A 14,666-nucleotide genomic window follows, 5' to 3' on the forward strand; every position below is an offset into this window, starting at 1 on the left:
GTCATCCTTTGACAGACCCCGCTGTGAGGCCCTTGGTCATGAAACGTTCAAGCCCCAGGAACAGCGCCATGATCGGAACGGTGGCGATCACGGCACCGGCCATCAGGTGCTGACGGGGAATTTCTGAGGAGTTCAGCATCGTGACCCCTCGGGTCAGAGTGAATTTCGACGGGTCATCCAGCAGCATGAAGGCCAGCAGGAATTCATTCCAAGCGATCATAAAGACATAAAGTGAGACCGATGCCAGTGCCGGCAGGCTGAGGGGCAGGGTGATCTTCCAGATCACCGCCAGACGCGACAGACCGTCCATCAATCCGGCCTCCTCCACCTCGGTCGGCAGACCCCGGAAATAACCTTGCAGCATATACAGTGCCACCGGGATCGTGGTGACCGGATAGATCATCACGATGCCGAGGATCGAGTTGCGCAGCCCGGTCAGCGAAAAGGCGATATAGATCGGGAGTGCCAGAACGATCATCGGCACCATGTAGATCAACAGGATCGAACGCGAGAACGCCTTTTGACCCTGAAACTGGAACCGCGCCACCGCGTATGCGCCTGGTACGCTAAACAGTAGCGTGATGAATACGGTCAGGACCGAGACATAAAGCGAGGTCCATAGGTAGGTCCCGAAATTGAAGTCACGGAACAGTTCGGTGTAGCTGCGGAACAGTTCGGTGCCCTGAGACAGGTCGACCGAAAAGTCCAACGGGTTCTGCAACAATGCCTGTTGAGATTTCAGGCTGGTCATGACCATCACGTAGAACGGGATCACGACGATTGCCGTGAAGAAGATATAGCCAAACCCAGTGCAGAAACGGATCACTGCCTCTTCGTATTCATGGCGCGTGAGCTCTCCGAATGGCGTTTCTTTCAGGATCGCCGCCAAGGAAAGGTGCATGACGACGGCCATGGCGACAACTGTGACCACAACAGCCTGCAGGGATGTGTCCGAGCCGATCAGAACCGGGCCAAACCCGGTCAACCCGGACAGGCCCAGCAACGCCGATATGCCAAGGCGGGCCGGAGCACGCTGCGCAGGAAATCGGACATAGACCAACCCGGCAATCGCGCCCCAGATCAGGCAGAGCAGAACTTGCGGGCGAAAAGCGGCCCCGGTTGAAAACGACATGGTGATGGCTACGGTGGTGGCGACCACAACAAGCCACAGCGCGCCCAGAACTGGGGCAGTAAGATACCCTTTGCGCATCACAGACCCTCCTCACGGCTGATGAAGCGGAAGAAGACGAAGCTGAAGGCGATCAGGCACACGAGGATCACGACGGCTACCGCCGCACCGGCACCGATGTTCGAGATCGCAAAGGCCTGCTCATAGACGTTGACGGTCAGCGTGCGGGTGCCGGCATTGCCGCCGGTCAGCAGGAAAATGTCGTCGAACTTGTTGAACGTCCAAATGAAGCGCAACAGGAACAAGACCGACAGAATGCCCAACAATTGTGGGATGCTCAACAGCCAGAACTTCTGGAACGGAGAGGCCCCGTCCATATCGGCGGCCTCGTACATGCTGGAATCGATAGACTGCATTCGCGCCAGAATGAACAGGAAAGACAGCGGGAAATAGCGCCAGATTTCGAACACGGTGACCATGATCAACGCCAGTGGTCGTTCACCGAAGAAGTTGATCGGCTCGCTACTCAGCCCCATCTGCACCAACAAGGCGTTTGCCGAGCCCGAGAAAGGGTCGAAAAGCGTCACCCAGGTGAATGCGACGGCGATGACAGGGGCGACATAGGGGAACAGGTAGAGGCCACGAATGAACCCCTGACCCCTAAAGCTTTTGTTCAATAGCAAAGCAGCGAACAAGCCCATGACCAAGGCGCCAATCGTGCCGAAGACTGTGTAGAACAGCGTGACCCAGAGCACGCCCCAGAACTCCGACCCATCAAAGACACGGGCAAAGTTTTCGAGGCTGAATTCAAAGTTGGTCAGAACGTTCGGCCCACTGCCGGTGAGGCGCGGTTCGGAGTCTTCAACAATTTCCTCGAATGCGTCGGGATCGCCGTCGATTATGACCGGGATGCGAACACGCTCACGTTGACCGCCGTCCAAGGTTCCAAAATCGCAGAACAAATCCTTCCCGTCCAGAACGCAGGGCGCTGTGACTTCGCCCACGGCAACACCATCGGGCAGCACATCGGTCAGGGTCACGCCTTCGATGGCGATTTCCTGGCTGGAGTTCCTTAGACGGTATTCGATCCGCAGATCGTCACCAGAGCCGCGCAGGCTTTCACGGACAACCGGAGCAGGCGGGCGCAGGTCAGACAGGGTAAACGGCTTGAAGCTGATCCAGATGATCGCCAGCAAGGGCAGGATCACCACAAGCGACACGCTGATCACGGTCGGAGCCAGCAGCGCCCAGGCCAGACGCGCCTCGCGTTTGGCAAGAGCCCCGGTTCCGGTCGGTGGGGTGGCCGAAGACATGGGATACCTCGAAGGGTTGCGAGCAGCGGCGCGAACGCCGCTGCAGGTGCTGGTTGATTACTGAACTTTGGCCAGCTCTTCGTTCATGGCTGCAACTGCGGCAGCCGCGTCAATCTCATCGTCGATATACTGCCGGACCACGCGGTTGATGGCCTGAGAGTTGATCATCTTCGACGCCAGCGCCAATTGACCCTCGGCCACGCCCCAGCGCTGTGCAACGTCCAGACCGCCCACGATCTCGTCGATCATCGCTTGGTCATAAAGCTCACCCAGGGGGGCCTTGCGGTCAACGCCTACAGGCAGCTCGGCCCATGCTTCGGAAAAGGCTGTCGGATTGTCGGCGTTGCCGCGACGAACAGGGAACTTGCCCTCTGGTGCAATCGCCAGAGTTTGTGTGTACCCGTCATCCATCGCAAATTTCACGAATTCCATCGCGGCGTCCGTATCCGCATCGTTGGTAATGCCGAAATACCGCACATCACCCCAGGCGGCGCCATCCGGGTTGGACGGGCCAGAGAAATTGGTGACGATTCCAGTCTTGCTCGCCAATTCGCTTGAGGTCGGATCGTCGCTAATTGTTGGCGGAGCGCTGTCCCGCAATCCGGCCAGTTCATCCAGAATGAAGGGCGACCAGATGATCATTGCGGCTTTACCGTCGAAATACAGCTCGCGCGACTGCTTCCAGTACAGCTCACCCGGAGGCGACGCTTTTGAGATTGCTTTGTAGAAATCGAGAACTTCGGTTGTTTTGGCCTCATCCAGAGGCTGGAAACCATCTGCGCCAACGGGCGAGACGCCATTGGCGAGGAACACATGCTCCAACACCTGGCTCATGAAGTTCTCATCCACTTTGGTCGCCGCAACGAAGCCATACATTTCAGGCGGGTTGTGCAGTTTTTCCAGCGCGGCCAATACGTTGTCGAAAGAACTCGGCGCTTCCAATCCTGCCTCGTCAAACAGGTCTTTGCGGTAAACGACCATCTGGGTCCAGCCATCAACCGGAACCGAGGCCGTTTCGCCATTAAAGGCCGCCATCCCCAGCGCACCGGGTGCAAATGTGTCCGCGCCCAATTCCTCGATCACCTCGGTCGCGGCTTCGGTGTCAAGGATGCCTGCTTCGGCCCAAGGCAGGGCATATTGCAACGGATGATAGACCACATCTGGCAGGTCGCCTGCAGCGAAGGCTGCGGTCGCTCGCGTGCCCAGATCGGTCTCGGTGACCGGGATCACCTCAACGGTGGTGCCGGTTTCCGCTTTAAACTGGTCCGCCATTTCCTGCTGCTTCGCGAGCCGCTCTGGTTGCTCCTCAGTTGTCCAGAAACGAATTGTATCTGCCTGTGCTGACACGGCTGCCAAGGCCAGCGCCAGCGATGTGCCAAGCATCAGTCGAGATGCCTTTGGTGTAAGTTTCATGATCGGTCTCCTCCCCGATTTCCATTTCTGAATTGTGTAATTTTTTGCGCCAGCTCTTCAGGTGTCAGGCGCGGTGGTCCATCAGATTCCCGTTCCAAAAGAACGGCTTCGCCCAGCTCACGCAGGCTTTCCGGTGCTTCTCCACGGGTTTGCCGTATGAGCATTTCAGCAAGGCGTTCGCCAGCACGCTGTGAATCGACGCTGAATGTCGTAAGACCCGGGCTGACGTATTGGCTTTCGGGTATGCCGTCATACCCAAGGATCGATACATCCTGACCGATTTGCAGGCCAAACTCGGCGCAAACAGTGTATGATCCCAATGCCGCCAGATCAGTCGCAAAGACGATCCCGGTTGGTGGTTTCTCCATCTCCAGCAAAGCTCGCGCCTGGACTGCCCCTTCATCACGGGTGCGCGCGCCCTCGCGGATCAGTTCAGGATCGATAGGCAGGCCAGCGGCCCTCAGACCTTCGAGATAGCCATCGCGTCGAAGGTGGCTGTAGTTGAATTTCGGATCGCTGCCGACAAAGCCGATGCGACGATGGCCAAAGCCGCTCAAACGGCTGACGGCGCTACAGATTGCCGTCTCACCCGAGATATCAAACCAAGATGTATCGCTGTAAGTTTCTGCCTGCCCGTATCCTGTTCGACCATAGAGTATGAATGGAACATTCAACGCTCTTAGATACTTGATACGAGGGTCATCGACTTCCGTCCTGGGCAGAATAAATCCATCCGCTTTGCGCTCTTCCACAAGGCGCTCCAAAACGTTGAGCATATCCTTTTCGGACTTGGCCGTTGAGATAGTCATAGTCCAATCGAATGCGCTGGCACCTTCACAAGCGCCCGCTAGAAAGTCCTGCAGAAACGGATTATGCCGGTCCGGTTCCCCACTGTTAATGACCATCGCAATTGCACGCACTTTCCCTGTGCGGATCGCCTGCGCGTGGCTGAGAGGGCGATAGCCCATCTTCCTTGCAGTAGTTTCGACCCGTTTTCTGGTGGACTCTGAGATGTCGGAATACCCGTTCAAAGCGCGCGACACGGTGCTCTTTGAAAGACCGAGGTGATCGGCCAGCTCGTCCAGTTTCACCCTTCCGGATGAGGGATCGCGACGGAGTAATGATTGGCGCTTCGGTAGACTGGGATTCGTTATCATTCCATTATTTGGTTCTCCGAAATCGGTTTCGGCAACAAAAAAATCTCATCTTACTGCCTGCAACACCCTGGTCGCTTGGAGGTGCGCGCCATTCGATAGCCCGGCAATAAAGCTACAAAGCCCGCTATCTGCGCATTACAGAGTCTCAGTCGCGAATTTTTGGAAGAATGAGCGCGGCTCGAAACTTGCGCTGCTTAGTCGGTTAACTGAGCATGCTGTTTGAATGGCCCGTCTCCGTCGCCGAGCTGATCCTTTTCGGATCATCTGTATTCGACTAAACAGGCCATCGTTCGCAAGAGACCGCAACTGAACCAAGTCTATCTCATCTCAAAACCGGGAATGAACGTGATGACTTGGCTCAGTCAGGATGAAACTTCGGTGATCGTTTCTCCAGAAATGCTGCCATGCCTTCCTTTTGAGCAGGCAGACCATAGAGCGCGTGATAGGTTTGGCGTTCGTGCCGTATTCCGGTGTCCAGCGTGCTCTGCTCGGCCATATTCACGCATGAACGTGCCATCTGGGTGATGTCGGGGGCATATCCCGCGATCATCTGTGCTGTTTCCATTGCGATATCTGCGAGGTCATCAGAGGGTACCATCCGGCTGACCAGACCTATCTGCAGGGCTTCGTGCGCATCGATCATGCGCCCGGTCAGGATCATATCCATCGCGCGAACGCGCCCAATCAAACGGGTTAGGCGCTGTGTGCCACCAATACCCGGAATGCAGCCGATCTTGATTTCGGGTTGCCCGAATTTTGCTGTCTCCGAGGCGAAGACCAGATCGCACATAAGCGCAACCTCGCATCCACCGCCCAGGGCATAGCCATTGACGGACGCAATCTTAGGAATACGAAGCGCCGCAAAACGGTCCCAACCTGCGAAGAAATCGCTGGATTGCATCGTAGAATAGGTTTGAACTGCCAGTTCACCGATGTCTGCGCCAGCCGCAAAGGCGCGGTCATTGCCGGTCAGGATCAGGCAACCGATGTCCGGGTTAGCCTCAAAACCGGATGCAGCAGCGAGCACCTCTTCCATCACTTGTGTGTTCAGGGCGTTGAGTTGGCCCGGCCGATTGAAGCGGATCGTTGCGACCCGCCCCTGTGTGGATGATTCGATTGTCTCAAACATAGTCAGCTATCCCAGATTGCGCCGTAGGCCGGAATGCCCAGGCTTTCCATGTCGTGTACGACTTTTCGGGTCAGTTTCTGATTCGAGATCACGATGACCGCCTCTGCACCGCTGTCGCGTACAGCTTGCAATGCCAATGCCGAGAGGTTTGGTTTGCCCTGCGCATCGGTGTCCCAGATCAGAGGCCCTTCGGTGTTCGCTTCGATTTCGTCAACCAGAGCATCGCCATAGGTTTTGCGCGGGCTTCGTGTTGACCAGATCAGGCGGTTGGGCACTTCGCCCGCCAATAGATGTGGCAGGATCGGCCCGATACCCGACCCGGTGCCGACATAGACTATTTTTTTGAACAGAACCTCGATCCGGGCAACACCCGAGGTGGTGATCCCTTTGACCCAGACCTTGTCAGGTGGAGTGTCAATGAACCTGCCTGTCCAGTCTCCGGCCCGGCTGATCGCCAGTCGATAGCCGGATTCGTCCGGGGCAGGGATATTGGCGAAGGAATGGTACTCGCCAAACGGCGTGTGACTGATCGCGTTGGAGCTGCCGGGGAATGGTGTATCACCATAATTGAACCGGGCGATTACAGCGTGGTTCGAAGGCTTCTCGATCTCAACACTCACACGCTTCAGGGTCAGCCAGGGGGACAGGATCGACAATGTGATCAGGCATAGCATCCAGAACGCCGGGCTTTGCAACAGTATACCGCCCATATCGTGTGTGATCGAGATCGTTTGCGCCCAGAACAGCGCCAGAACAGTCCAGCCGACGAAGCGATGGATTTTTTCGAACGCGTTGTGAAAACGGGCGCGAATTGGCCCCAGCGCTGAGATGACCATGATTGTCATCAGCACAACCATTGTTGCACTTAGCCCAAGGCTCAGATCTGAGGGGAGGGATGCGCCGACCACACGGTTGGACACCATGCCAAACAGCAGAAAACCGAACCAGATCGTGCCCGCAACGGTGCAGCCCGAATGTAATCCGCCAAAGTGAAACACCTTTCCGGCGCCCCAGCGTATCCAGAGCGGCCACGATGTCGGGACTCGTGTGGCCAGCCAGAACAGAGCGTTGACCACCCTTTGCTGTCGGATCAGGATTCCGATGCTCAGGTTGATCAACGCCATGTCCGCGATAAGGGACAGCGTGTACTCATTCCCGGATAACCAGCGACCTTCACGCAGCCCCATCGCGAACACACCCAGATTCACCAGCGCGACCAGCAGTGCTAGTCGACGATATTCCATTAACGCCGGGTGCCGGGTGACCCGCCGCCAGTTCAGCGCACGGGATTCCAGATTTGTAGCTTCGGTTGTCATCAGTTCAGCTCCGTCCGGGTCTTGGTGATGTGATCCTGCGCAAGTTTCAGCAACAGTCTCTTATCCAGCTTGCCTCGCGGGGTTCGGGGCAGGGCGTCCAAGGGCATCACCATGGTCGGGCTGCAGTAATAGGGCAGGCGATCAGCGACCGATTGCGTTGCCCGTTTGGGGCAGGCCGTACCGGGGGAAATGAAGCTGACAAGGTTTCGGCTGTCATATTGCAGAGTCACCGCCTGCTGACAGCAGGGTGAAGCTTCAAGCGCATTTGTGACGCTGTCCAGTTCAACCCGGAAACCGCGGATTTTGACCAGATCATCGACACGCCCGAAATGCTCGAGCTCTCCATCCGGGGTCCATCGACCCAGATCACGGGTACGGAACATCATATGACCGGGCCGGAACGGATCAGGGCGATAGCGGTCTGAGGTCAGTTTGGGGTTGGCCAGATAACCTGCTGTCACGCAATCACCGCCAGCCCACATCTCTCCCTTTTGACCAATGGGCAGGGGGCGCAGATTTTCATCCAGAACATAGACCGTGTTGTTCGGTGTTGGGCGGCCGATCGACAGGATGGGTTTGTCAGGATGATGTGGCTCAGCCGTGTTTATGATCGTGGTCTCGGTCGGGCCGCATGAGTTGTAAAAGGTGCAAAAGGACGACCAGGCATCTGCCAATGGACGCGGGCAGGGCTCTCCGGCGACGGCGGCGACCTTTACCTGTTGGCACCGGCTATGGTCCAGCGCGTTCAGGATCGAAGGGGTGGCGATCAGGACATCGACCTGTTCTGCCGTATCCTGGATGGATTTACCGCGAATGACTAATGTTGCCCCATTGGACAGGGCACCCAGTGTCTCCCACGCGGCCATGTCGAAGGCAATGGAGAGGATCTGCCCAACCCGCAGCCCCGGCCGCATTCCCAGATCACCCGGCGACGTCAGCAGGATATTGGCCAGATTGGCATGAGTGACCTGTACGCCATTCGGTACACCCGTCGTTCCGGAGGTAAACAGGATCATTGCAAGATCGTCCGCTCGGGCGCGGTGAGCAGCGGTATCCGGGGCGGGAGCATCCAGCATCGGATCGAACATGATCGTATCGATGGTGATCAGGGTTTGATTGACCGCAACGGGAACCTGATCGGCCAGAGAACTCAGGCTAAGTAGAACCTTAGCGCCGGTAACTTCTGCCACATGGCGTAGGGTTTCTGTGGGGGCAACACCCACATGTTGCGGAACATAGGCAGCCCCCAGCTTCATCACCGCGACAATGCCGACCACCATCTCGATCGAGCGGTGCAGGAACAGGCAAACGGCATCGCCGCGTTTCACACCATGGGCCCGCAGCACGTTGGCCAGTCGGTTTGACGCTTCATCCAGCGCCGCATAGCTGAGCGCATGCCTGCTGCATTCAACGGCTATAGCATCGGAATTCTGATGAAGTTGATGGCGCAGTGCGTCGGCAATTGTTGCGTGGCGCGGTGCCAGTGTTGGACCCCATCCAAAGGCCCGGAATTTGGCCCGATCTGCAGAGTTGAGATCAGCAAGACAGTTGTTGCCGGGTTTGGGGAGTGTCAGGGGATGGTAGTCTTTCAGAGGATTGACAGCAAAGTTCTGCATGGCGTTTTCCTTTTCTGAGAGGGTCACGCCTTAGTGATAATGGGAAAAATTCCCATTTATCGTCACAATCAATCACATTATGGTCACGAAACCGTTGAATTGGTTAACAACTGAGAAATGTTATCAGAGATCAACCTGTAACGAGTGACGTGATGCCAACGAACTCCAAGCCACCTCTTGAATCCGCGCTGGCCGCTCTGCTTGAGCCGTTGGCGCAAGCGATGGTCGCGCATGGAGTCACCGTAGGATCGGCCACTGAAGCACTTAAAAAAGCGTTGCTGACCGCAGCGGAACAGAGCTCCGACGCAACGCTCAGCGACAGTCGTGCCAGCCTTTTGACGGGTCTTCACCGGAAAGATGTAAAGCGGCTGCGCAATCTGGATGAGGATACACCGGAAAGACGCAGCTGCAGCGCGGCGGCTCTGGTAATCAGCCATTGGGCCACGTCTCCTGAATTTCAGGATGAATCCGGTGATCCTCGTGAACTCACACGCAAGGGGGGTGAGGATGGGCCGGGATTTGACGATCTGGTCCGTCTTGCCCGGATCGACATGGCGCCGGGAACTGTCCTGAAAACGCTGCTGGACCAGAATATCGTCGAACAGAACGGGGCAGGGGGATTACGTCTTCTGACCCATGCGTTTCTGCCTTCGGGTGGCGGTGCAGAACAGGTGGCGGCCTATCAGGCGACCCTGTCGGTGCACATGATGGCGGCGACCCAGAACCTGCTGGCCGAACCAGGCGCGGCGCGGAATTTCGATCGTGCCGTCCGATACTCACACCTGTCGGCTGAGTCGATCGAAGAGCTGAGGCGGATATCCGATGAACGGGCACAGGCATTGTTGCAGGACATCAATGCGTTGGCTCGCAAGCTTCAGGACCACGATTACGAGGGTGGCCATACGGGCCGGTTCGCACTGGGTGCATATATCCTGCCCTCTCCGGATGGGACTCAGGAAGACGGGGAGTAGCCATGGTTTTGTTTCCCCGCATATTGGCCGCATTCCTGATCGCGCTCTGGGTGTATGCTCCGGCGCAGGGCCGCAGTGAGGAAGAGCGAGAAGGCGGAATTATCGGTACCGGTATTGTTGGGACGATCACCCATCTGGGCAGCATTCACGTGAACGGTCTGCACATACAAGTCGATGACATGATGCCGATAAGCGGATCTGTCGAGCCTATGACCGCTGGTGATCTGGAACCCGGCCACACGGTCGCGATTGTCGCTGAGCGCGTCGATGATGGTTGGCACGCCCGCCACATCCGCCAGGTTTTTCCGCTGGTGGGTCAGGTCACAGATTATGGTGACGGTGAGTTGGCCGTTCTCGGTACCAGGGTCACTGTCGGCGAGACGCTTCCGGATATGTTGGTGGGGGATTGGGTTGCGGTCAGTGGTCTGTGGCAGGACCAGGCTGTTCGTGCGTCGCGGATCGAACACCTCACCGGCAGCGGCTATCAGGCCCGCATCAGTGGGACATATCTGTCTTCAGACCAGAACGGCGCATTGGTTGTTGGCAGCAGCCTGATCAGCGGGATCAGTCCGCAGCATCTGCAATCGGGCGACTTGATCCGTGTCTATGGCGAACCCGAACCATACGGTATCGAGGCGACGCGGCTTGAGACCGGCCTGTTCGATGAAACTGTCGGCATCATCCAGGTACAGGGATACTACTCAGCCCCGCAACCTGATGGTCTTTATACGGTGCTGGGTAGCGGGCTGGTCGCTTATACCGAACGGCCCGAGATGATTGATCAGAACGACAGCGTCATCCGATGCGGTCAAACCGGTCGCCTGATCGACAGTGGTATCGCAGATCAGGACGGTAACGGTGTCCGCAATCTGCAGGCCGAACTTGGTTGCTGACGTCGGTGGCGTCACTCTCCGAAAGCGGCGATCAGCTCTTTGGCCAGCGGAAGAGAAGAGTACTCTAACCGAGAGGGCGTCAGACCAAGCCGTACAACTACCATGTCATGCGATGGGAATACGCCGATGAACTGCCCGTCATGCCCCTGAAGCCAGACTGAATCTTCAAAGGGGGGGTACCCGCCCGGCGCTTCCAGCCAGAGATGGCCTTTGCCATACAAATTGTCTGAGACTTCGACCGGTTCGAACATCCAGTCCGTGTATCCTTCAGGCAGAAGCTGTTGACCTTCCCATTCCCCGTTCTGCAGCAATAGTTGACCGAAACGGGCCCAGTCACGCGCGGTTGCGTACATGTAACTAGACCCGACAAAGGTGTCATCGGTGTCGGTTTCAAACACAACTGAAGTCATACCCAACGGCTTGAACAATGCGTCTCGCGGATAGCTGAGGCTGTCTTTGTCCAGCTTGTCCTGCCAGACCCGTGACAGCATTGTGGATGTGCCGGACGAGTAGTTGAATTCGGTGCCGATTTCGGCCCCTGCGTCTCGGCCCGAGGCAAATCCCGCCATGTCATCGTTGAGGTACAGCATTCTGGTAACGTCTGATACGTCGCCATATTCTTCGTTCCACTGCAACCCGCTCGACATTGCGAGCATGTCCTTGACCGTGATGTCCTTGCGGTTGTCCTGCGACCAATCCGGGTAGCTATCTTTGAGCGTGTCATCCAGCGACATGCGGCCCGACTTGATCAGCGTTCCAATCAGTCCGGCTGTCACCGTTTTGGTCATCGACCATCCCAACAGCGGTGTGGTTTCATCAAATCCGTCTGCGTAAGCCTCGGCCACGATCCGCCCATTTCGAACAACAACAACCGCGCGATAGCCTTCGCCCAACAGTTCCTTGTCAGACATTATGTTCAGGAATTCAGGATTTTGAGACAGACTCACATCATTGCCTTGTGGCCATGGACCGGCTGACAAAGGCGCGGGCGCTGCGAGCGTTTGTTCGCTTAGCGCGGCCTCGTGAACATTTGTACATCCAAGACCGTCGCGATATTGCGATGTGGCCGGTGCGAAAAAGCCGAACATCCAGGCCTTTACCGTCTGTGCATCTTGGTCCACCTCAATCGAGATCTGTTTGAGGAGTGGATGCCCCGGGGCCTGCACGTCGATCTCCAGCACTTCGTCAGGATCACGGCCTGCAATGAAGACATTGGAACACACGATTTTGGCTGAGTAGTTCGTGCCAACCTTTAGCAAATCAGGCGGTGCGATCAGCAAGTACCCCGTTGCAGCGACTGCAAGCAAAGCCACGGTTCCAACGATGATTTTAAGTGCTTTGCGCAACACGAATACTCCCAACCAATTGTTCAGGCCCTTATCGCCGACCCAATCCGGTCGAACTGTGTCGGTGCATGTCAGCTTTTGCCACTGTTCCGTTACGTTTCGGCGCGACATCAGGTTGAGGAGCCTGACAATCGCATCAGCTCAGGACGTGCTTTACTAACCCCGGGATATCAGCGCAGACTACGACTCAGACATGTTGAACATGTGACAAGGGCCAGTATTGCCGCCCGTGTCATGCTTTTGTTGTCAAAGGCACTCTAAACACACGTCAAACTCAATTTCAGAAAGGTTTGAAGATGTCTGTTTCCGGTAATTTCTCAATCTCGCGCCGACAGTTTCTTGCAACGACAACCGCCGGGGTGGCATTGGCCACGCTTCATCCATTCTCGGCTTCTGCGGCTGGTAATCAGGCGCATCTTCGGATCATGGAGACCACGGATATCCACGTGCACGTGTTCCCATATGACTATTATGCCGACAAGCCGCGAGATACGGTTGGCTTGTCGCGGACTGCCTCAATCATCAACCAGATACGGGCCGAGGCCACCAATTCGCTGCTGGTCGATAATGGTGATTTTCTGCAAGGCAACCCAATGGGGGATTACATCGCCTACGAGCGCGGGATGAAAGACGGGGACGCGCATCCGATCATCACCGCGTTCAACACCATTGGCTATGATGCAGCCACATTGGGCAACCATGAATTCAACTACGGTCTGAGCTTTCTCGAGAAGTCGCTTGCCGGGGCCGAATTCCCGGTTGTTCTGGCGAATATTGTCACGGAAAAAGGCGCGACTGCGCGTGACGACAAAACGCTGGTTACCCCATACGCAATCCTTGACCGCGAAATCGAGTTGGGCGACGGCAGCACGCATCCCATCAAGATCGGCGTCATCGGCTTTACCCCACCCCAGATCATGAACTGGGATCGCAAGCATCTTGAAGGCAATGTCCAGGCTCGTGACATTGTTGAGTCTGCGCAGGCCTATGTTCCTGAAATGAAGGAACAGGGCTGCGATCTGATCATCGCCTTGTCCCACTCGGGCATTGGCGAGGCGGATCATTCGGAAGGGATGGAAAATGCATCGGTGCCCCTAGCGGGAGTTGAAGGTATCGATGCTCTGGCTACCGGTCACAACCATCTTGTGTTCCCATCGCCCACCTTTGCCGACCGTCCCGGAGTGGATGTCGAAAAGGGTACGTTGATGGGCAAGCCTGCTGTCATGGGGGGCTTCTGGGGGTCGCATCTTGGCGTGCTGGATCTGTTGCTCGAACGAGATGGAGATGCTTGGCGGGTGGTGACCACAACATCCGAGGCGCGCCCCATTTCGAAACGCAACGAAGATCGTTCGATCACCGCGCTGGTGGGGGATGACCAAAAGGTGCTGGACTCGGTTGCCACCGACCATGACGAGACCCTTGCTTATATTCGCCGCGCGGTTGGCAAAACCTCGGCGCCGCTACACAGCTATTTCGCGCTGGTTGCAGATGATCCTTCGGTACAGATCGTCTCGATCGCGCAGAAATGGTATGTCGAACAGATGCTGAAAGGCACCGAGCATGAGGGTCTGCCGATCCTGTCTGCAGCGGCTCCGTTCAAGGCCGGTGGCCGCGGTGGCCCCGAATACTACACGGATGTGCCAGTGGGAGATGTCGCGATCAAGAACGTGGCGGACCTTTATCTGTATCCGAACACGGTGCGGGCCGTGCGCGTAAACGGGGCTCAGGTCCGCGGTTGGCTCGAGCGGTCCGCGGGAATGTTCAACCAGATCGAGGTTGGAACCGAAGACGCAATTCTGCTGAACCCGTCTTTCCCATCGTACAATTTCGACGTCATGGATGGCGTGACCTATCAGATCGATCTGTCCCAGCCATCGCGCTTTGGTCCGAAGGGAGAAGAACTCAACCCCGATGCGGCGCGGATTGTGAACCTTGAATTCAATGGCGCGCCTGTGACCGACGACATGGAGTTCATCGTAGCGACCAACAATTATCGCGCGTCGGGTGGGGGGTCTTTCCCCGGTGCAATGGGTGACACGATTATCTTCGAGGCACCGGACACCAATCGCGACGTTATCGTGCGTTACATCGTTGAACAGGGAACTATCGATCCAAAAGCGGATGCAAACTGGTCTTTCGCCCCTCTCAACAACACCAGTGTGTTGTTTGAAACCGGACCCAAGGCCCGTGATTATCTGAGTGATGTCGAGGGCGTGTCACTGGAGGATGCAGGCGAAGGTGCCGATGGGTTCGCTGCGTTCCGCATCAAACTGTAAGAGGCCGGAGAATTCAGCTCTGGGGCAGCCGCATCGGCTGCCCTTTTTTTGTTGTTTGCACTGGGGTCTGATCCGTTCGGACCGGAGGCATAGACCCGACGATCAGG

The 14,666-nt window shown here is 56.7% G+C and carries 11 protein-coding genes; 3 read left to right on the forward strand and 8 right to left on the reverse strand.

The window, feature by feature from the left end:
* Window position 1: 1 nt before the first annotated feature.
* The 7 genes from ACR0IO_RS12685 to ACR0IO_RS12715 all read right to left on the reverse strand — a co-directional run bounded on the left by ACR0IO_RS12685 (window position 2) and on the right by ACR0IO_RS12715 (window position 9,073).
* Window positions 2–1,210, reverse strand: coding sequence for a carbohydrate ABC transporter permease (locus ACR0IO_RS12685; protein ID WP_480741989.1), 1,209 nt, complete (start codon window positions 1,208–1,210; stop codon window positions 2–4).
* Window positions 1,210–2,442 (reverse strand): carbohydrate ABC transporter permease, encoded by a 1,233-nt coding sequence (locus ACR0IO_RS12690; protein ID WP_480741990.1) that lies wholly within the window; start codon window positions 2,440–2,442, stop codon window positions 1,210–1,212. The genes ACR0IO_RS12685 and ACR0IO_RS12690 overlap by 1 nt, the downstream gene beginning before the upstream one ends.
* Before the next feature lie 57 nt (window positions 2,443–2,499).
* Entirely contained in the window at window positions 2,500–3,855 is a 1,356-nt protein-coding gene (locus ACR0IO_RS12695) for an ABC transporter substrate-binding protein (protein WP_480741991.1), read from the reverse strand.
* A complete protein-coding gene (locus tag ACR0IO_RS12700; RefSeq protein WP_480741992.1) occupies window positions 3,852–4,946 on the reverse strand; it encodes a LacI family DNA-binding transcriptional regulator in 1,095 nt (364 codons plus the stop codon). Before ACR0IO_RS12700 ends, ACR0IO_RS12695 begins: the two co-directional genes overlap by 4 nt.
* Window positions 4,947–5,370: 424 nt before the next feature.
* Window positions 5,371–6,141, reverse strand: a complete 771-nt coding sequence (locus ACR0IO_RS12705) for an enoyl-CoA hydratase-related protein (RefSeq protein ID WP_480741993.1) — start codon at window positions 6,139–6,141, stop codon at window positions 5,371–5,373.
* A 2-nt stretch (window positions 6,142–6,143) separates the two neighbouring features.
* A complete protein-coding gene (locus ACR0IO_RS12710) occupies window positions 6,144–7,457 on the reverse strand; it encodes a ferric reductase-like transmembrane domain-containing protein (protein WP_480741994.1) in 1,314 nt (437 codons plus the stop codon).
* Window positions 7,457–9,073, reverse strand: a complete 1,617-nt coding sequence (locus ACR0IO_RS12715) for an amino acid adenylation domain-containing protein (protein ID WP_480741995.1) — start codon at window positions 9,071–9,073, stop codon at window positions 7,457–7,459. Before ACR0IO_RS12715 ends, ACR0IO_RS12710 begins: the two co-directional genes overlap by 1 nt.
* A gap of 152 nt (window positions 9,074–9,225) precedes the next feature.
* On the opposite strand from ACR0IO_RS12715, the gene ACR0IO_RS12720 reads away from it, so the two are divergent.
* Together ACR0IO_RS12720 and ACR0IO_RS12725 are read left to right on the forward strand one after the other, a co-directional pair.
* The gene (locus tag ACR0IO_RS12720; RefSeq protein ID WP_480741996.1) at window positions 9,226–10,044 is read left to right on the forward strand and encodes a DUF6502 family protein; all 819 of its coding nucleotides are present in this window, start codon (window positions 9,226–9,228) and stop codon (window positions 10,042–10,044) included.
* 2 nt (window positions 10,045–10,046) lie between these two features.
* Window positions 10,047–10,937, forward strand: a complete 891-nt coding sequence (locus tag ACR0IO_RS12725; protein WP_480741997.1) for a DUF5666 domain-containing protein — start codon at window positions 10,047–10,049, stop codon at window positions 10,935–10,937.
* Between the two features lie 11 nt (window positions 10,938–10,948).
* Here the strand turns inward: ACR0IO_RS12725 and ACR0IO_RS12730 are convergent, their stop codons facing one another.
* Window positions 10,949–12,394, reverse strand: coding sequence for a serine hydrolase domain-containing protein (locus ACR0IO_RS12730; protein WP_480741998.1), 1,446 nt, complete (start codon window positions 12,392–12,394; stop codon window positions 10,949–10,951).
* Window positions 12,395–12,579: 185 nt separating this feature from the next.
* Between ACR0IO_RS12730 and ACR0IO_RS12735 the strand changes: the two genes are divergently transcribed.
* Window positions 12,580–14,559, forward strand: coding sequence for a bifunctional 2',3'-cyclic-nucleotide 2'-phosphodiesterase/3'-nucleotidase (locus ACR0IO_RS12735; RefSeq protein ID WP_480741999.1), 1,980 nt, complete (start codon window positions 12,580–12,582; stop codon window positions 14,557–14,559).
* Window positions 14,560–14,666: the final 107 nt, after the last annotated feature.

Source organism: Ruegeria sp. CE12, assembly GCF_056537525.1.